Origin of the sequence: Actinocrispum wychmicini (assembly GCF_004345645.1) — a bacterium.
Classification (GTDB): domain Bacteria; phylum Actinomycetota; class Actinomycetes; order Mycobacteriales; family Pseudonocardiaceae; genus Kibdelosporangium; species Kibdelosporangium wychmicini.
This window is the reverse complement of sequence record NZ_SLWS01000008.1, coordinates 383489-401468: the sequence shown is the minus strand read 5'-3', so window position 1 is coordinate 401468 and position 17980 is coordinate 383489. Positions and strand designations below refer to the sequence as shown.

Below are 17980 nucleotides of genomic sequence, written 5' to 3'. Positions count from 1 at the left end.
CCCATCACGAGAGGAAAACCAGTGAACTTACGACGCCGCAGAACACTGTACGGCGTTGGCGCCCTCGCGTCGGCGGCCGTGCTGGCGGTGGTCACTGGCTCCGCCGCGGCCACGGCGGAAGCGCAACCGCTACACCGGCTGCCGGCCGAGTGGCTGCCGACGATCACCCCGATCAAGCACGTCGTGGTGATCTTCGGCGAGAACATCTCGTTCGACCACTACTTCGGGACGTACCCGAACGCGGCCAACACCGACGGCACGCCGTTCCAGGCCAGGCGGGGCACCCCTCGCGTCAACGGGCTCAGCCATGACCTGTTGACCCACAACCCGAACGCGTACAACCCGAAACGCCTCACCCACGAGCAGGCGATGACCTGCGACCAGAACCACGGGTACGGCGCCGAGCAGGCCGCGTTCAACGGCGGCAGGATGGACAAGTTCGTCGAGAAGACCGAGACGGACAAGTGCACCGGACAGCCGATCCTGTTCGGTGAGCCGGGTCTGGTGATGGACTACTACGACGGCAACACCGTCACCGGGATGTGGAACTACGCCCAGCACTACACGTTGAACGACAACTCGTTCAACACCGTGTTCGGCCCGTCCACCCCGGGTGCCCTGAACCTGATCTCCGGCCAGACACACGGCGCGCAGGCGGTCACCTCGGTGACCCACGAACCGACCACCGACGCGTACGCCGTGGTCTCGCCGGACGCCAAGGGCATCGGCACGGTCATCAACGACCCGGACCCGGCGTGGGACGACTGCTCGGACAAGAACCACACCACCAAGGACAACCTCGCCGACCTCAAGGGCCGCAACGTCGGTGACCTGCTGAACCAGCGGCGGGTGACGTGGGGCTGGTTCCAGGGCGGCTTCAAGCCGACCGGCACCGCCAACGGCTTCGCGGTCTGCGGCGAGACCCACAAGAACACCGGCGGCTTCACGGTGGGCGACTACAGCCCGCACCACCAGCCGTTCCAGTACTACCGGTCGACGGCGAACCCCAAGCACCTGCCGCCGTCGTCGGCGGAGGCCATCGGCCAGACCGACCAGGCCAACCACCAGTACGACATCACCGACTTCGACACCGCGCTGAAGGCCGGGTCGATGCCCGCGGTGAGCTTCCTGAAAGCCCCCGAGTACCAGGACGGGCACGCCGGGTACTCGGACCCGTTGGACGAACAGCAGTTCGTGGTCAGCGAGATCAACAAGATCCAGCACTCACCGGAGTGGCGGTCCACCGCGATCGTCCTCGCCTACGACGACTCCGACGGCTGGTACGACCACGTCAGCTCGGACATCGTCAACGGCTCCCACGACGCCGCACAAGACCAGGCCGTCTGCACCGCCAAGCCCACCCGGCTCGACGGCTACGCCGACCGCTGCGGCTACGGCCCACGCCTGCCCCTGATGGTGATCTCCCCGTTCAGCAAGCCGAACTTCGTCGACCACACCCAAACGGACCAGGCCTCGGTCCTGCGCTTCATCGAGGACAACTGGTTCGCCGGGCGAATCGGCGACCACTCGTTCGACAGCCGCGCGGGCGGGCTGTGGAACATGTTCAACTTCTGGTGGCCGATGGCCGACCGCCTGACATTGGACCCGGCAACAGGAGCAGTGGCCCGCCACTGACGTGTTACCCGACCCCCGCGAGTCCCCGGACTCGCGGGGGTTTCCGTCAGGGACGTTGCACGTCGCTACAAGACAGCCCCTCGCTGGTGAACCGGTACTCCAGGAAGTACGGGGAGGCCGGCAGGTCCCCCATGGCCGGGATGGGGAGATCGACGTTCAGGATGACACCAGGTTTGCCGGTGTTCTCGAAGCACAGCTGAGGACGTCCCAGGGCCAGTCCCTCCCCTGGAACCTCCGCGGGCAGCTCGCCGCGCAATGTCCAACCAAGCGGAGGCAGTTCGGTCTTGTAGTAGTCGAGGAACGCCGAGTCGGCGCCGGAGAAACCGAAACCGATGCCCACTTGTCCGATGTTGTCGTCGTCCTTGCACGGCTTGGTCACGTACCTGTAGACGCTCGACGAGTTCGGCGGGACGAGTCGCAACACTGTGCTGTCGGCAAGCTCTTGCGCCATCGCCTCCTCGACGTCGGGACAACTCGTCTTCCCGACGTGCAGAAGGACAGCGCCGGCAAGGACTCCGATCGCGGAGACGCCCACCACCGACAACACGATGATCACTACAACCTTCGTCCGCGACAACACTCACGGACCGTACCGGCTTTCATGGGGTCAGGGCCTGTTTGAGGAAGTCCAGGTAGCCGGCGCGGGCGGCGACCGGCAGGAGTTTCCCACCACTGGCGCGTTGCGCGTGGACGAGGCCGATGTACGCGGTGTAGGCCAGTACCGCACGGTGTCGGGCCTGTTGTTTCGTGAAGCCCAGTTCCAGTAGGCACTCTGTGATGAACGCGACGCGACGCTCGGTGACCAATGCGAGCACTGGCGCGACCATGGGGTCGTCCGCGTCGGCGAGGAGGGCCAGGTCCACGCGGTTCTCCAGGGCGTGGCTGAAGACGGTGGCGAACAGGCGGTCCAGGCGATCTGCGGGTGGGGCTTTGCCCACTTCGCGGATGACGGCCTCGGTGTGCACGTCGACCCATCGCTCCAATGTGGCCGCTACCAGGGCGTCTCGGTTGGCGAAGTGCCAGTAGAAGCTGCCCTTCGTGGTGTTGAGCCGGGCGGCGATGGGTTCCACCGCGATCGCGGCGAGCCCACCCTCCGCCAGGGCTTCCAGGGCGGCGTCCGTCCAGTCGGTACGGCCAAGGCGCTTTCTTGTCGCCATTCCCGTACGGTACCGTATGGAAGAACATACGCTACCGTACGGAGGCCGTTGATGATCACGGCGAGCAACTGGGGAGCGACGGAAACGGAACGGGCCCGTCCCTACCCCGCCGGCGACTGCCTGACCGGCCCGGTGCGCGTCCTGGACAGGGCGGTGACCGTGCACGCGCCGGCCGACCTGATGTACCGGTGGATGTGCCAGATCTCGTTGGCGCCCTACAGTTACGACCTGGTCGACAACTGGGGCCGCCGGAGCCCGACCGAACTCGTCCCGGGCACCGAGAACCTGACCGTGGGACAGCGGCTGATGGTGTTCGACCTGGTGGACGTCCAGCCAGGCCACCAGTTCACCGGCCGCGGGCTGCCGTCCGCCGAGCGACTGTTCGGCCGGATGGCCATCACCTACGCCGCCGAACCCGCCGGCCCGGACTCGTGTCGACTGGTGTGCCGGCTGGTGGTCGACCGACACCTGCGGGGCCGCCTAATGGCATGGGGCGACCTGCTGATGACGCGCAAACAGTTGCTGACACTGAAGAAGTACGCAGAGCGCGACCACCGACGCGGCCTTCCCGGATGACCCCTCAGGCAGCCGGAAAGGCTCCGCTCGGTTTCCTGTCAGTGCTAGATCGCGTGTCGACGCATGCAGAGCTGCCGGCGGCCGGCCACCTGCCAACGCACACAGACCTGCCGGTGACCAGTCATCTGCCGACGACCAGACACCTGGCGGCGGTCGGCCGCCTACTGACGACCAGACACCTACCGACGACCGGGGACCTGCCAACGCCAGCAGGCCTGCCCGCGGCCGGCCGCCTGCCGGTGCCCGGCCGCCATCGGCCCCTGGGCAGGGCCGCTCGTTCACTACTTGTCAGCGGTGAGTTTTCCGGCGGCGCCCCAGCTGTCCGTGGGGACTTCGTGAATCCAGACCTGCACGGTTTCCGCTGGGATCTGGTAGGCGGTCACGAAGGCGTCGGTGATCTGCTTCACCAGTTCGCGCTTGAGTTCGGTGGTTCGCGGGCCCTGCTGGACCGTCACGATCGGCATCTCGTTCTCCTTGGTGTCACTAGGTTTTCTCGCTGACACCAGTCCACAGGGGAACGGTCCGCCGACCAAGACCCACTCTGTTCTCGCTGCGATCACGAGTCGTGATCGCACGCCCTAAGCAGTTCGTCCAGGTACTTTGGCGGGCTGGATTCGGACACGGCCAGCAAGGTGGTCATGCGGATCGGCGTGGTGGTCCGGCGGAACGCCACGCGGGGTGTCGGCAGACGGCGGGCGTGCGACTCGTACAGCACGGTCCAGGTGTCGCTGCGGCCGATGCTGGCGAGGGTGTCCTGCATCGTGGTGAACGGCGGGCCGAACACGGGGTCGAAGCCCGCTGCCCGGCAGGCGGTCACCACCAGGTCGTGCAGTGGTGTGTTCCGGCCGCGTTCGGCCAGCCTCAGTGGCATGTCCGCGAGGTCGGCGAGGTCCACCGACGGCGCGTCCGCCAGTGGGTGGTTCACCGGGAGCGCGATGGTGAGCTGGTCCTGCCACAGGGGGATCAGGCGCAGGCCAGGGCTGGCGCCGACACCGCGCACGAAGGTCGCGTCCAGTTCGCCGGCCCGCACCCTGTCCAGCCTCGCCTGGGTGGCCGCCGAGACCAGCTCGACCTCGAAGCTGAGCCGATCCAGCACGCGGTCCAGGTGTTCGCCGAGGCCGTCGCTGGTGCCGAGCCGCAGGACCGTACGGTTCAACGAGGCGACCACATCACGAGCCCTGGCCTCGGCCGCCAGCACGGCCCGCGCCTCGGGCAGGAACAGGCGGCCGGCGGCGGTCAGCCGGACCGTGCGCGGCGACCGGTCGAACAGTTCGACCCCCAGCTCCCGCTCCAGTTTGCGGACCTGCTGGCTCACCGCGGGTTGCACGATGTGCAGCCGGTCCGCCGCCCGCCCGAAATGCAGTTCCTCGGCGACCGTCACGAAATACCGAAGTTGGCGAAGCTCCACCCCAACAGTGTCACCCGAGCACGGCGTGCGCGATCACCGAGAGGGTCGACGGGACGACCGCGTCCGTCCTGTCCCAGAGCGCCCCGGGCACCGACTCACGTTGCCCGGCCTGCCAGATCGCCCGAAAGCCATGGCGTTCCAGGAGTTCGGCCATGTCGTCCGGGGTGAAGAAGCTGAGCCACGGTTCGCCGTTCTCGGCCGCGTGCGAGGCGACCATGTCCACATATGTCTGGCCGCGTTCGTCCCGAAGGTCCTCGGTGAGCAGATAGTCCAGAACCAGTTCAGTCCCGGACGCGCATTTCGCGATTTCAGCCAAGGTACGGTCAATTGCGCCCCTCGTGAGGTACATGACCACGCCGAGCCAGCTGATCACCGCCGGTTCGGCCGGGTCGAAACCGTTTTCGACGAGACGGGAGAGCAGCGCGTCGGATTCGAAGTCGACCGGCACGAACGTGGCACTGGAAGCGATGGACCCGGCGTCCAGCAGAAGACGTTTCCCTTGTTGGGTGGCCGGGTGGTCGACCTCGAACACCGCACGTCCAGCCGGGACCGGCAGGCGAACGAATCCAGGCCCGCGCCCAGGATCACGTACTGCCCGACCCCGCACGCGACCGCCTCGGCCAGCCGATCCTAGGTGAACCGGCTCCGGGTGACCACACTCGTCCGGGCACCGGACAACACGACATGGGCGCCGTGCAACCGGTGGTAGCCGACCAACTCCTCGGCCCGCGCGCCCAGGATGGCATACGCGAGAGTGTCCGCGAAGATCCGCGGTTCGGCGTCGACAATCAGGTGGGCGGCCCGCGCGGCAGCGGCCAGCAACGCGGTATTTTTCACAGCAACGCTATTCATACCAGCAGACCTTATAACCACCTGCGGCTATTATATCACATTAACAAATCTTTCGAAAGCGCCCGACGATAACTTATTCGTTGAAAAGTTCCGCGATCTCGATGTCCGGGTGATAGCCCAGCGTGAACGTGCCCGTTGACCGGTCGCCCTGGCTCACCGCGACCCGGGCGCCGCCCGTTTTGTCGTCCAGCCGGACCCAGGCCGCGACGGTGAAGTTGTCCTCGGTGTGGATCATCGGCTGGTCGACGCGTACCGAACCGGTCGCCCCGTCCAGGGTGAGCGATCCCGCGCCGCGGCGCCCCGGCTGCCAGGACACGCCGCCTGTCAAGCGGCCGGAGTGGCCGTTGCCGGAACTGTCCGCCGTGGCGGTTCCGCTGCCTTCGTCGAAGCTCCACGAAGCGTCGAGCAGGGCGGGGGCCTGAGCGAGGTCCTGGGGCTCACGGTCGCCCAGCGCGCGGTCGAAGACCTGGACGTCGTCGACGGCTCCCCGCCAGAAGGCCGGGCCGCCGCCGATGGACAGCGGCAGGGCCGCGGCCGACGTGGTCAGGTGGGCGGTGCCGCCGGCCTGGCGGCCGTTGACGTACAGCCGCAGTGACCCGGTTCCCGCCGAGTCGTACACCCCGGCCAAGTGGGTCCACACCTCGTGTTGCGCTGGGGCGTCCGCGACCGCCACGTCGACCTGACCGCTCGACCCGCGCACGGTGAACGCCCATTTGTCCACATCGGACGAATAGCCGAGCGCGAAGCCGCCGTCCTGGCTGATCGCGACACCGCTGCCGGCCCGTCCGGCGAGCCGGACCCAAGCGGACACAGCGAAGTTCTGCTCGGTGGGAACCGACGGCCGGACGGTGACGACGCGTGCGCCGTGTTCAGGCTGGCTGCTCCGCTGCCGATTCTGCCCTGGTGCCAGGTGGCTCCGCCGCGTAGCTCGCCGTCGTTGCCGTTGCCCGAGGTGTCGGCGGCTGTGGAACCGTGGTCGTCCAGCGGCCAATATCCCACCGGCGGCGTCTGGGTGTGGACACGGAAGGTGTATCGCGCGATCGGCCCGAGATTTCCGGCCGCGTCAACGGATCGCACGTAAAGCGTGTTGGTGGCGCGTCGCAGCGGCGTGATCCGCACCGTGGCGACGCCGCCTGGCCGGTCGGCGGCCAGGGGTGTAAACGGTGGATCGGCGAGGCCGTACAGGAACCCGGTCACATCGGTATCGCCGTCGGCGTTGACAGTGAACACCCCGACGTGCCCGACGCCACCGCTGACTTGGCCCGGTGGGTACGCTTGTCCCGCACGGCCGACAAATCCATGACGAAGAACGACCGGCTGACGTCCGCCGGGGCGGTGCCCAGGCCGACCGTGGCCGGACCGGCACCGTTCCAGGTCGAGGCGTCGGGTGACCCCTGAGAGACGGTACGACCAGAAGTCGCCCTGCCCGCCGGAAAGGTTGCCCGGCAACCAAACCCTCACTCAGATGGAGCACAGCACAGCCGACTACACCACCAGCGAAGTGAGCGATGTGGCCGTGCTGGGCACATAGTCGCGCCACGCGGACGCGATTCTCAGCACCGCCTCGGCGATGACGTCCGGTGGTTCCAGGTACGGGATACGCAGGTGGCGCTTGCTCTCGCCGGACACGTCCAGCGACACGCCGGGCAGCAGCGCGACGTCGTGCCGCAGCGCGCGTTGGGCGAACGAGGTCGCGTCCCCGTGCGGAAGTTCGACCCACAGGGTCTGGCCGCCAAGCGCCTGGGTGAACCGCCAGGACGGCAGATGCGCGGCGAGGCCCGCGCAGAGACGGTCGTGGCTGGCGCGCAGGGCGGCGATCCGGACCGCCCGCAGTGCGTCCAGGTTGGCCACCAGGTAGGCGGCGGCCAGTTGGGCGGGGACGTTGCTGCCCAGGTCGTGGATGGCTTTGATGCGGCCGAGTTGCATGATCAGCGCCTCTGGGCCGCGGATCCAGCCCACCCGCAGGCCGCCCCAGATGACCTTGCTCAACGAACCGACGGTGAGGACGGGCGCGTATGCCGCGATCGGCGGCGGCGGCGGCGCGTGATCGAAGCCGATCTCGGCCATCACCTCGTCCTCGATCACCTTCGTGCCGTACATCAGCGCCGCCTCGGCGATCCGCCTGCGCGCCAACGACGACAGCACCGATCCGGTCGGGTTCTGGTGGGTGGGAATGAGGTACACCGCGGCCGGGCTGTCCTCGCGCATCCGTCGCACGACCGCGTCGACGTCACCGGGGTCGACCGGCCGGAACACCGCCGACGACTCCCGGAACACCTCCAGCGCGCCCGGATACGTCGGCGCCTCCACCACCACCCGGTCGCCCGGCCCGACGAGGAGCTTCGCCAGCAGCGCCAACGCCTGCTGGCCGCCGGTGGTGACCAGGATCTCGGCCGGCGATGTCGGCACGCCGCGCCGGGTGTAGCGGGCCGCGATGGCCTCGCGCAGCAACGGGTGCCCGACCGGGCGGTAGCCGATGTCGCCGACGTAACTGATGTCGAGGGCGCGCATGTACGCGTCCTTCACCTCCGGTGGCACCACCTTCGGCGCCGCGCACGTCAGCTGCAGGACGTTGTCCAGGGGTTCGAGCAGGTGCATGAACAGCGGGTTGGCGCCGTCCACCGGCCGGCTCGGGTCGGACCGCAGTACGGCCGGCGCGACCCGGGTGCCGCTGCCCTGCCGCCTGATGATCTTGCCGTCCTGGGCCAGCAGGTCGTACGCGGCGACGACAGTGGTCCGGCCGACCGCGAGCCGGGCCGCGAGCGTGCGGTCCGGCGGCAGCGGGGTGTCCGGCGGCAGGGCGCCGTCGTCGATCAGCTGCCGTATCCGGGTGGCCAGCAGCACGTACAGCGGACCGTGCCCGGCCGACCAGCGGCCGAGCCGGGCGATCAGGTCATCCGGGGTGGTCACCAAACCAATGATGCCAGATTGGCCCTATGGCGGGTCCAATTCATCTTCGAGACTCGGGGCCATGACGTACCACCGCGAAACCCGAGCGGTCCGGCTGACCGCGCCCGACCCCGGACGGCCGCTCGCCGTGCCGCTGTACCAGACCGCGAACTTCGTCTTCGACGAGCCCGCGGCCGTGGGTGCCGCGATGACCGGCCCGGAGTCGTTCGTCTACAGCGGATACGCCAACCCGACCTCGCGGGCCCTCGAAGACGCGATGGCCTCCTTGGAAGGCGGCGTCGCAGCCTTCGCGACCGGCTCAGGGACAGGCGCGGTCAACGCCGTGTTCCACTCACTGCTCAGGCACGGTGACCACGTCATCGCGCAGCGCGCGTTGTACGGCGGCACGGTGTCGGTCCTGAACAACCTGGTCGACCGCTGGGGCCTCGAAGTCACGTACATCGACGGCGTCGCGCCGGACGAGCTGCGCGCGGCGATCCGCCCGACGACCCGCCTGCTGCACCTGGAGACCATCGCCAACCCGGTCGGCCACGTGCCGGACATGCCCGCGCTCGCCGCAGTCGCCCGCGACGCCGGTCTGGTGACGGTGGTGGACAACACCTTCGCCACTCCCCTGCTGTGCCGGCCGATCGAGCACGGCGCGGACATCGTGATCCACTCGGCCACGAAGTACCTCGGCGGCCACCACGACGTGATCGGCGGCGTCGCCGTCTTCGCCGACCGCGAGCGGTACCTCGCGGCCTGGCAGCACGCGGTCAAACTCGGTGTGATGATCGACCCGTTCGCCGCGTGGCTGATCGTGCGCGGCCTGAAAACCCTGCCGCTGCGGGTGGAACGGCAGTGCTCGAACGCCGTGTTCCTGGCCGAGCACCTGGCGGCCCACCCTCGGGTGGGGGCCGTGCACTTCCCTGGCCTGCCTTCGCATCCGAGTCACGAGCGGGCCGCCAAGCTGCTGAGCGGATACGGCGGCACGGTCGCGTTCGACGTGCCCGACGCCCTGGTGTTCATGCGGGCCCTGAAGCTCGTGCTGAACGCGCCTTCCTTGGGCGGCACGGAAACCATCGTGATGCATCCGGCGACGACATCCCACCGGTCGCTGAGCGACGACCAGATGCGGGCCGCCGGTGTCGGGCCGAACCAGGTCCGGATCGCCCTGGGGGTCGAGCACCCGGACGACATCTGGGCGGACGTCGCCCAGGCGCTCGACATGTGACGGTGCCGGGCCGGGCAAGGGAGAACCCGCGGGCCGCCACCGCTCCCCCTGGCGGATCCCCGAGGGCTGTGCCGGTGACGGCCAGTCCCTCGTAGTCAGATACGCCCGCGGGTTACAGCCGGTTCTCCAGCGTGGTGAGGACTTCGGCGATGCGTTCCGCGGACTCTTCCGGGCTCATCGCCACCCGGCGAATCGTGTCCGTCGCAAGCTCGTAAGCGGCCACATCGTCGTCGTCCACCACAAAGAGGCCGGCCCGGTGGTGTTCGATGTGCACGACTGTGCGGTCATAGTTGAACCTGTAGCAGTGGAACGATCCGGCGAAGCCGGGATGCCATTCGCCGTCCATCGGCACCAGCCGGATCGTGACCGGATCAAGTTTGCCGAGGTCCAGCAGCCGGCGCAGTTGCCCGGCCATCACGCGCGGACCGCCGATCCCACCGTGGATCACGGGTTCGGCCACCAGAAACGCGGCCTGTGGCGCGTCCAGGCGCATGAACGCGTCGCGCCGGCCCATCCGCACGGTCACCAGGGTGTCGATCTCCGCGGGCGTGAGCGTGCCGGACCCGAGGATGGCCCGCGCGTACTCGCTGGTCTGCAGCATCGCAGGCACGACAAGGGGTTCCCAGTTGGTGATCTGCTTGGCCGCGCGCTCGCACCGCAGCAGCCCGGCGAGTTGCTGTGACACGCCGGGCCAGGCGTCCTCACCGGTGTCCGTGGCGAGGGCGATGATGTCGTCGAGTTCCTCGCCGGTGACGCCGAGGAACGTCAGGAGCTTGGACACGTCGTCCGCGTCAGGCGCGCTCTCGCCGTTCTCCCACCTGCCGATCGTGGTGTGTACGACGCCCATGTGGCGCGCGACATCGCGTTGCGTCAGTCGCGCCCTGCGACGCGCGTTCCGGAGAGCCCCCGCGAGTGTCATAAGTCGCGGTACGCCGACGCTGGTTGTGCCCATGCAGCAAGAGAGTAGCGGTGACTCACGGCGACTATCTATCGCCCGATCGATACATTGCGTAGCAGATGCGTACCGGCAAAGATGGTGCGCACCAACCTGGGGTTCACGGGGAGAAACACACATGGGGCACACACCTGAGCCGAACTACTTCGGCCGCAAGCTGATCCGCGAAGTCCGGGCACTCCGGACAAGAGCGGGTCTCACCCAGGCCGAAGCCGGGGAACGGGCGCACATCCCGCTGAAGAAGCTGAGCCGGCTGGAGACCATCCAACTGCCGAGCTACCACGAACTCTGCGCCATCCTCGACATCTACGGGGTGCTGTCCAGCGACTGGCAGCCCTATCTGGACCTCTGGGAGCACGCGAGGAAACCACCATGGTGGCGCCCGTATCAGCTGAAAGACCCGCGATATCTCCGAATGGAGGACGAGGCGGCGACGAAGTCCGAGTTCCAGCTCGGCTACGTGCCGGAGCTGTTGCAGACCGAGGAGTACGCCCGGCAGGTCTTCGCCCACACCGGAAAGCAGCGCAGCGAGGAAGCCATCGACACCGAGGTCGAGATCCGGATGCGCCGCCAGCAACGCCTCTTCGCCGACCCGCCACTGACCCTGCACGCCCTGGTCCACGAAACCGCGCTGCACCAAGGAATTCCCCGGTCCCAACTGACCCAGCTGGCCGAACGCGCCGAGCTGCCGAACGTGACCCTCCAGATCGTGCCGAACGGCCAGACTGTCCACGAAGGACTGCGCGGATCCCTGGTGGTGCTGTCGTTCCCGGACGCGGACGACCCGGACGTGGCGTTCACCGACACCACCCTCGGGCTGGTCGCGGTCGAGGATCCGGAGCAGGTCGCGGACGCCCGGCGGATCATCGAGATGGTGGCCGCGTTGGCGTTGAGTCCGCGGCAGAGCCTGGTGTGGATCTGCCGGGTGCTCGCGCGCCTGTCCCGCGCCGAGGAGTGATCGCCTGCGTTAACCCTGTGTTGGCCTTGCACATCTACGGTGTGCGCATGATGGGCGTTTCCTTGATCGTCATCGTTGTCATCGTCACGGCGTTGGCGTTCGACTTCACCAACGGCTTCCACGACACCGCGAACGCGATGGCCACGTCCATCGCGACCGGTGCGCTGAAACCGAAAGTGGCGGTGGCCATCTCGGCGGTGCTGAACCTGGGTGGCGCGTTCCTGTCCGTCGAGGTCGCCAAGACGATCTCCAGCGGCATCGTGGACGAGGGCCGGATCAGTCCGGCGATCATCTTCGGCGGCCTGGTCGGCGCGATCATCTGGAACCTGGCCACCTGGTTGCTGGGCCTGCCGTCGAGTTCGTCGCACGCGTTGTTCGGCGGCCTGATCGGGGCCACGTGGGTGGCGTCCGGGTCGAGTGCGGTGCACTTCACCACGGTCGTGGAGAAGGTGCTCATTCCGGCGGTGGCGTCTCCGCTCGTCGCGGGCGTGGTGGCCGGTCTCGCGACCTTCATCGCGTACAAGCTGACCCGCCGGACCGACTCGACCACGCGCACGGCGGGCTTCCGTGCCGGCCAGATCGTGTCCGCGTCGCTGGTCTCCCTGGCGCACGGCACGAACGACGCGCAGAAGACGATGGGCATCATCACGCTCACGCTGATCACCGCGGGCTCGTTGGCTCCCGGGTCGCAGCCGCCGGTGTGGGTGATCATCTGCGCCGGCACAGCCATCGCCCTCGGCACGTACCTCGGTGGCTGGCGGATCATCCGCACGCTCGGCAAGGGCATCACGGACATCGAGAGCCCGCAGGGCTTCGCGGCCGAGGCAGCCGCCGCCGCGACCATCCTGACGTCGTCGAACGTCGGGTTCGCGCTGTCCACCACGCACGTGTGCTCGGGCGGTGTGATCGGTTCCGGCATCGGCAAGCGGCTGGCCGAAGTCCGGTGGGGCACCGCCGGCCGGATGGTCATCGCGTGGCTGCTGACACTGCCCGCCGCGGCCGTCGTCGGCGCGCTCGCCGGTGAGACCGCGTCCCAGGGCACGGCGGGAACGATCATCGTGGCGCTGATCGCGGTCGCCATCGCGGCCGGGATCTACATGATGTCCAGGCGTAACCCGGTGCACGCCGACAATGTCAACGACGTACCCGAGCTGGCGACGACGGGGAGCTGACCGATGCACGTCAACTGGAGTGGCCTCGGTGAGGTCTTCGTCATCGCGCTGGTCGCCGGCGTCGGGCTGGTCACGTTGTTCTCACTGGCCGTGGTCTCCTACGGTCGCCGCGCCGAAGGAGGCACAACCGCCCTGGCTGTGGCCGGCGTGTGCCTCCTCGCGTGCGCGGCGATCGTCGGGTACGGGATCTACCTCGTCGTCGCGAAGTAGCTGTCAGCCAAGGGCCGACATGACGTGCTTGATCCGGGTGTAGTCCTCCAGGCCGTACATGGACAGGTCCTTGCCGTACCCGGAGTGCTTGAACCCGCCGTGCGGCATCTCGGCGACCATCGGGATGTGGGTGTTCACCCACACGCAGCCGAAGTCGAGCCGGCGGGTCATCCGCATCGCGCGGGCGTGGTCCTTGGTCCAGACCGACGAGGCGAGGCCGTACTGGACGTCGTTGGCGAGGCGGATGGCTTCGGCCTCGTCGGCGAACTTCTGGACGGTGATCACCGGACCGAAGACCTCGGTGGTGACGATCTCGTCCCGCTGCCGCAACCCGGACACCACGGTCGGCGCGAAGAAGAAGCCGCGGTCGCCGACCCTGTTCCCGCCGGCCTGCACGGTCGCGTGCGCCGGGAGGCGGTCGATGAACCCGGCGACCCGCTCCAACTGTGCCGCGTTGTTCAAGGCGCCGTACGTGACGTCCTCGTCCGGCCCGCCTGTCCGGGTCTCGGCCGCGGCGGCGGACAGGGCCAGGAGGAAGTCGTCGTGGATGCCTTCGGCGACGATCACCCGGGTCGCCGCCGTACAGTCCTGGCCGCCGTTGAAGTAGCCGGCGCCGGCGATCGCGGCCGCGGCGGCGTCGATGTCGGCGTCGTCGAAGACCACGACCGGCGCCTTGCCCCCGAGTTCCAGGTGGACGCGCTTGAGGTCCGCCGCGGCGGCGCCGGCGACCTCCATGCCGGCCCGGACCGAGCCGGTGATCGACACCATCGCCGGCGTGGGGTGCTGGACCAGGGCCCGGCCGGTGTCCCGGTCGCCGCACACCACGTTGACCACACCCGGCGGCAGGAACTCCGCGACGAGCTCGGCCAGCAGCGCGGTGCTCGCCGGGGTGGTGTCCGACGGCTTCAGCACCACGGTGTTGCCGGCGGCCACCGCTGGGGCGATCTTCCAGATCCCCATCATCAGCGGGTAGTTCCACGGCGTGACCTGGGCGCAGACCCCGACCGGCTCGCGCCGGACGTACGAGGTGAAGCCGTCCATGTACTCCCCGGCCGACTTGCCTTCCAGGATCCGGGCGGCACCGGCGAAGAAGCGGATCTGGTCGACCGCGACCGGCAGTTCCTCCACCCTGGTCACGGCCAGCGGTTTGCCGGTGTTCTCGGCCTCGACCTGGTTGAACTCCTCGGCGCGCGCCTCCAGGGCGTCGGCGATCCGCAGCAGGCTGAGTTGGCGGCTGGCCGGCGTGGTGTCCCGCCAGCTCTCGAACGCCGCCTCGGCCGCCGCGACCGCCTTGTCCACATCGGACTGTCCGGACAGTGGCGAGGTGGCGTAGACCTCCCCGGTGGCCGGGTTGACGATGTCGAGCGTACGGCCGTCGGCCGCGTCGGTGTGCTCGCCGTTGACGAAATTGCGGAAGACTTGCTTGTCGGACAAGAGAATCGCTTCCTACTCGGACGGGACGGTGACCACCCAGCGGTTCGCCGCGCGGGGCCGCAGGTACAGCACCCAGTAGACGGCAGCCGCCACGAGTGTGGCAAGTGTGATCAGCAAGTCACTCCAGCTCTGCTGAACCAGAACGTAGATGAGCACCAGCGAGATCAGCACGGGCAGCACCGGCCAACCCTTCATCCGCCACGCCGAGGCCTTGCCGAACGAGCCGCGTCGACCGAACAGTGTGACGACGGCGACGCCGAGGTACATCGCGGTCACGACCACGCTTGTCACGCCGTTCAACGTGTCCACGGGCGCGAAGCACAGCGCGCCGCCGCCGAGGCCGACGATCAGCGTGGCGACCCACGGCGAACCGAACCGCTTGCTGACCGTGCTGATGGCGCGGTTGGCTACCGCAGGCCACGCGCGGTCGCGAGCGGACGCGTACAGCACGCGCGAGTTCTGAATGACCATGACGATGACAGCGTTGATGATCGCCAGGGCGATGCAGAGGCTGATGAACGTGCCCACGCCCGTGTTGCTCCATGACGTGACCATGCCCGCGACGTCGCCCGCGGTGAGAGTCGCGATGTCAGGCGCGCCAAGCGTGATCGCGATGACGGGAATGATCACCACGACCGCACCGATACCGAGCGTCCATAAGACCGTACGCACAACGGTCCGGCGCGGGTTGTGCATCTCTTCGGACAGGTACACGGCCGTGGTGAATCCCTGCAGCACGAACAGCGCGACGGCGAGTCCGGCGATGATCGTGAGCGCGCCCAGCGGCGACGACGGCTCCGTCAGGGTGGGGTGGACGAGCACGCCGACGGGGCGTGCGACGTGTGTGAAGCCGAGGAACGACACGACGGCGATGGCGATGATCTCCAGGCTCAGGAAGATGCCGGTGATCCATGCGTTCGCGCGCAGGTTGAGCAGGCCCATCAACGTCGACAGGATCATCACCGCCGCGCCCGCCACAGGCGCGGGGATGTCCACGACGGAACTGATGTAGTCGGCCGTGCCCAGGGCGATGATCGGCGGAATGATCAGCACGATGATGAACGACAGGACGAACATCATCCAGCCGGCGAACCTGCCGGCGAGCGTGCCGACCATCGCGTACTCGCCGCCCGCGCTCGGCACGAGCGTGCCCAGTTCCGAGTAGCACAACGCCACCCCGACGCACAGGATGGCGGCCAGGACGATGGTGAGCACGGTCCCGGTACCGGTCTGCCCGAGTAACGGGGGCACGACGACGAACAGGGACGATGCGGGTGTCAGGCAACTCAGGGTGAGCAGGGTGCCGCCGACGACCCCGATCGACCGAGTCAGCGGCCGCGGCGCGGTGTCGTTCAGGGTGGGCGCCGGCGTCGTCGCTGTGTCGGTCACCGTAGGTCTCCTCGGGATATCCGCCCCCTTGTGTGGTGTGACGCATCGAACAACGCGAATCCAGCGATGTCAACGTCCCTTTTACAACGAAATCCGTTGTCTTCAGCCGCTCTTGATCCGTTTTCAACGGTGACGGGTGTCGCGTGCCCGACCCGGCGGTGGCAGCGATAATGCCCTCGTGAACAGGAAGAACGCCGCTCAGCACCCCCTGCTCGACGACATCGCCAAGCGGATCATCGAGCTGCTGCAGGAGGACGGGCGGCTGCCGTACTCGACCATCGGCAAAATGGTCGGCCTGTCCGAGGCCGCGGTCCGGCAACGGGTCCAGAAGCTCTCCGACGCCGGCGTGATCCAGATCGTCGCGGTGACCGACCCGATGCAGGTCGGGCTGTTCCGGCAGGCCATGATCGCGATCAACGTGGAGGGCCCGCTCGACCCGGTCGCGGACGCGCTCAGCGCGATGGACGAGATCGACTACGTGGTGGTGTGCGCCGGCCGGTTCGACATCCTGTGCGAGGTCATCTGCGAGGACGACGCGAGCCTGCTGGACCTGATCTCCACCAAGATCCGCACGGTCCCGGGCGTACGGTACGCCGAGACCCTGGTCTACCTCAGGCTGTGCAAGCAGTCCTACCAGTGGGGGACCCGATGACAACGAAATCCGCAGATTTTGCGATCCGTAACCACGGATTCCCTTGCGATCAACGTTTCGATATGCGATAAACGAGGTATGACACCGCCGCCTGAAGACCTGTCCCGCTCGGCGGGTGAGCACCTGTGGATGCACTTCACCCGCCACTCCGGCTTCGCCGACAGCCCGGTGCCCGTGATCGTGCGCGGTGAAGGTGCCTACGTGTACGACACCGAGGGCAAGCGGTATCTCGACGGCCTCGCCGGCCTGTTCGCCGTGCAGGTCGGGCACGGCCGGACCGAACTCGCCGAGGCCGCCGCCCGGCAGACCGCCGAGCTGGCGTACTTCCCGCTGTGGGGCTACGCGCACCCACGCGCGATCGAGCTGGCCGAACGGATCACCGCGGCCGCGCCAGGCGACCTCAACCGGGCGTTCTTCACGGTCAGCGGCGGCGAGGCGGTCGAGACGGCCTGGAAGCTGGCCAAGCAGTACTTCAAGCTGACCGGGAAACCCACCAAGCACAAGGTGATCAGCCGCTCGCTCGCCTACCACGGCACGTCACAGGGCGCGCTGTCGATCACCGGCATCCCGGCCGCGAAGCAGGACTTCGAACCGCTGGTGCCCAGCGGGATCAAGGTCCCCAACACGAACTTCTACCGCGCCCCGGTCCACCAGGACGACTACGCGGCGTACGGCCGCTGGGCCGCCGACCAGATCGCGCAGGCCATCGAGTTCGAAGGCCCGGACACGGTCGCCGCGGTGTTCCTGGAGCCCGTGCAGAACACCGGCGGCTGCTTCGTCCCGCCTCCGGGTTACTTCGAACGGGTACGTGAGATCTGCGACCAGTACGACGTGCTGCTCGTGTCCGACGAGGTGATCTGCGCGTTCGGCCGGCTCGGCCACGACTTCGGCGCCAAGCGGTACGGCTACCAACCGGACCTGCTGACCGTCGCCAAGGGCCTGACCTCCGGCTACTCGCCCCTCGGCGCGGTGCTCGCCAGCGACCGCCTGATGGAGCCGTTCCTCAAGGGCACCACCACGTTCATGCACGGCTCCACCTACGGCGGCCACCCGGTGTCGTGCGCGGTGGCAATGGCCAACCTGGACCTGATGGAACGCGACGGCATCTACGACCACGTCCTGTCCAACGAGGACGCCTTCAAGTCCACTCTGGACAAGCTATACGACCTGCCGATCGTCGGTGACGTCCGCGGCGCCGGCTTCTTCTACGGCATCGAACTGGTGAAGGACAAGGAAACCAGGGAGACCTTCACCGCGGAGGAGTCCGAGCGCGTCCTGCGCGGCTACCTGTCCACGGCCCTGTTCGAGAACGGCCTGTACTGCCGCGCGGACGACCGGGCCGAGCCGGTCATCCAGTTCTCGCCACCGCTAATCTGCGGCCAGGACCAGTTCGACGAGATCGAGCAGACCCTCCGCAAGGTCCTCACCCACGCCTGGGACCTGCTCTAAGCGCGTTGGG

Annotated in this window: 19 protein-coding genes and 1 pseudogene; 9 read left to right on the top strand and 11 right to left on the bottom strand. The window is 68.0% G+C overall.

The genetic code is table 11. The features are described 5' to 3' along the window. Positions 1–21 precede the first annotated feature (21 nt). A complete protein-coding gene (locus tag EV192_RS34705; protein ID WP_132122817.1) occupies positions 22–1635 on the top strand; it encodes a phospholipase C in 1614 nt (537 codons plus the stop codon). A gap of 46 nt (positions 1636–1681) precedes the next feature. On the opposite strand, the gene EV192_RS34700 is transcribed toward EV192_RS34705, so the two are convergent. Together EV192_RS34700 and EV192_RS34695 are read right to left on the bottom strand one after the other, a co-directional pair. Then, on the bottom strand, positions 1682–2215 hold the full coding sequence (locus EV192_RS34700; RefSeq protein ID WP_132122816.1) for a hypothetical protein: 534 nt from the start codon (positions 2213–2215) through the stop codon (positions 1682–1684). Between the two features lie 19 nt (positions 2216–2234). Next, positions 2235–2792 carry a TetR/AcrR family transcriptional regulator gene (locus tag EV192_RS34695; RefSeq protein WP_132122815.1) on the bottom strand — a complete coding sequence of 186 codons (558 nt, stop codon included), beginning with the start codon at positions 2790–2792 and terminating at the stop codon, positions 2235–2237. A gap of 51 nt (positions 2793–2843) precedes the next feature. On the opposite strand from EV192_RS34695, the gene EV192_RS34690 reads away from it, so the two are divergent. Further along, the gene (locus tag EV192_RS34690) at positions 2844–3368 is read left to right on the top strand and encodes a polyketide cyclase (RefSeq protein WP_207926371.1); all 525 of its coding nucleotides are present in this window, start codon (positions 2844–2846) and stop codon (positions 3366–3368) included. Positions 3369–3649: 281 nt separating this feature from the next. Here EV192_RS34690 and dmpI read toward each other — a convergent pair whose 3' ends face one another. From dmpI to EV192_RS34670, 5 genes and pseudogenes are all read right to left on the bottom strand, one after another. Continuing rightward, a complete protein-coding gene (gene dmpI / locus EV192_RS34685) occupies positions 3650–3832 on the bottom strand; it encodes a 4-oxalocrotonate tautomerase DmpI (RefSeq protein WP_132122814.1) in 183 nt (60 codons plus the stop codon). 92 nt (positions 3833–3924) lie between these two features. Next, entirely contained in the window at positions 3925–4776 is an 852-nt protein-coding gene (locus tag EV192_RS34680) for a LysR family transcriptional regulator (RefSeq protein WP_132122813.1), read from the bottom strand. Positions 4777–4786: 10 nt separating this feature from the next. Then, a pseudogene (locus tag EV192_RS34675) lies at positions 4787–5364 on the bottom strand (class I SAM-dependent methyltransferase). A gap of 42 nt (positions 5365–5406) precedes the next feature. Beyond that, entirely contained in the window at positions 5407–5628 is a 222-nt protein-coding gene (locus tag EV192_RS56245; RefSeq protein ID WP_243727257.1) for a hypothetical protein, read from the bottom strand. Positions 5629–5701: 73 nt separating this feature from the next. Next, the gene (locus EV192_RS34670) at positions 5702–6619 is read right to left on the bottom strand and encodes a LamG domain-containing protein (RefSeq protein ID WP_279494781.1); all 918 of its coding nucleotides are present in this window, start codon (positions 6617–6619) and stop codon (positions 5702–5704) included. Positions 6620–6642: 23 nt separating this feature from the next. On the opposite strand from EV192_RS34670, the gene EV192_RS34665 reads away from it, so the two are divergent. Beyond that, the gene (locus EV192_RS34665) at positions 6643–7026 is read left to right on the top strand and encodes a hypothetical protein (protein WP_132122811.1); all 384 of its coding nucleotides are present in this window, start codon (positions 6643–6645) and stop codon (positions 7024–7026) included. A gap of 87 nt (positions 7027–7113) precedes the next feature. On the opposite strand, the gene EV192_RS34660 is transcribed toward EV192_RS34665, so the two are convergent. Continuing rightward, on the bottom strand, positions 7114–8538 hold the full coding sequence (locus tag EV192_RS34660; RefSeq protein WP_132122810.1) for an aminotransferase-like domain-containing protein: 1425 nt from the start codon (positions 8536–8538) through the stop codon (positions 7114–7116). A 61-nt stretch (positions 8539–8599) separates the two neighbouring features. Here EV192_RS34660 and EV192_RS34655 point away from each other — a divergent pair, with 61 nt between their 5' ends. Beyond that, on the top strand, positions 8600–9751 hold the full coding sequence (locus EV192_RS34655; RefSeq protein WP_132122809.1) for a trans-sulfuration enzyme family protein: 1152 nt from the start codon (positions 8600–8602) through the stop codon (positions 9749–9751). 112 nt (positions 9752–9863) lie between these two features. Here EV192_RS34655 and EV192_RS34650 read toward each other — a convergent pair whose 3' ends face one another. Next, positions 9864–10670, bottom strand: coding sequence for a helix-turn-helix domain-containing protein (locus EV192_RS34650; protein WP_243727283.1), 807 nt, complete (start codon positions 10668–10670; stop codon positions 9864–9866). 154 nt (positions 10671–10824) lie between these two features. Here EV192_RS34650 and EV192_RS34645 point away from each other — a divergent pair, with 154 nt between their 5' ends. Genes EV192_RS34645 through EV192_RS34635 form a run of 3 tightly spaced genes read left to right on the top strand, consistent with a single transcriptional unit; the run spans position 10825 to position 13046 of the window. After that, positions 10825–11664: a helix-turn-helix domain-containing protein gene (locus EV192_RS34645; protein ID WP_165960773.1), complete on the top strand. Its 840-nt coding sequence runs from the start codon at positions 10825–10827 to the stop codon at positions 11662–11664. 50 nt (positions 11665–11714) lie between these two features. After that, positions 11715–12836 (top strand): inorganic phosphate transporter, encoded by a 1122-nt coding sequence (locus EV192_RS34640; protein WP_132123021.1) that lies wholly within the window; start codon positions 11715–11717, stop codon positions 12834–12836. Positions 12837–12839: 3 nt separating this feature from the next. After that, positions 12840–13046 carry a hypothetical protein gene (locus tag EV192_RS34635; RefSeq protein WP_132122806.1) on the top strand — a complete coding sequence of 69 codons (207 nt, stop codon included), beginning with the start codon at positions 12840–12842 and terminating at the stop codon, positions 13044–13046. 3 nt (positions 13047–13049) lie between these two features. Here EV192_RS34635 and EV192_RS34630 read toward each other — a convergent pair whose 3' ends face one another. Both EV192_RS34630 and EV192_RS34625 read right to left on the bottom strand, forming a co-directional pair. Beyond that, entirely contained in the window at positions 13050–14480 is a 1431-nt protein-coding gene (locus EV192_RS34630; protein ID WP_132122805.1) for a gamma-aminobutyraldehyde dehydrogenase, read from the bottom strand. 12 nt (positions 14481–14492) lie between these two features. Beyond that, positions 14493–15869 (bottom strand): APC family permease, encoded by a 1377-nt coding sequence (locus tag EV192_RS34625; protein WP_132122804.1) that lies wholly within the window; start codon positions 15867–15869, stop codon positions 14493–14495. Between the two features lie 178 nt (positions 15870–16047). Here EV192_RS34625 and EV192_RS34620 point away from each other — a divergent pair, with 178 nt between their 5' ends. Together EV192_RS34620 and EV192_RS34615 are read left to right on the top strand one after the other, a co-directional pair. Next, positions 16048–16521: an Lrp/AsnC family transcriptional regulator gene (locus EV192_RS34620; RefSeq protein WP_243727256.1), complete on the top strand. Its 474-nt coding sequence runs from the start codon at positions 16048–16050 to the stop codon at positions 16519–16521. A 78-nt stretch (positions 16522–16599) separates the two neighbouring features. Next, a complete protein-coding gene (locus tag EV192_RS34615; protein WP_132122802.1) occupies positions 16600–17970 on the top strand; it encodes an aspartate aminotransferase family protein in 1371 nt (456 codons plus the stop codon). The last annotated feature ends 10 nt before the right edge of the window (positions 17971–17980 follow it).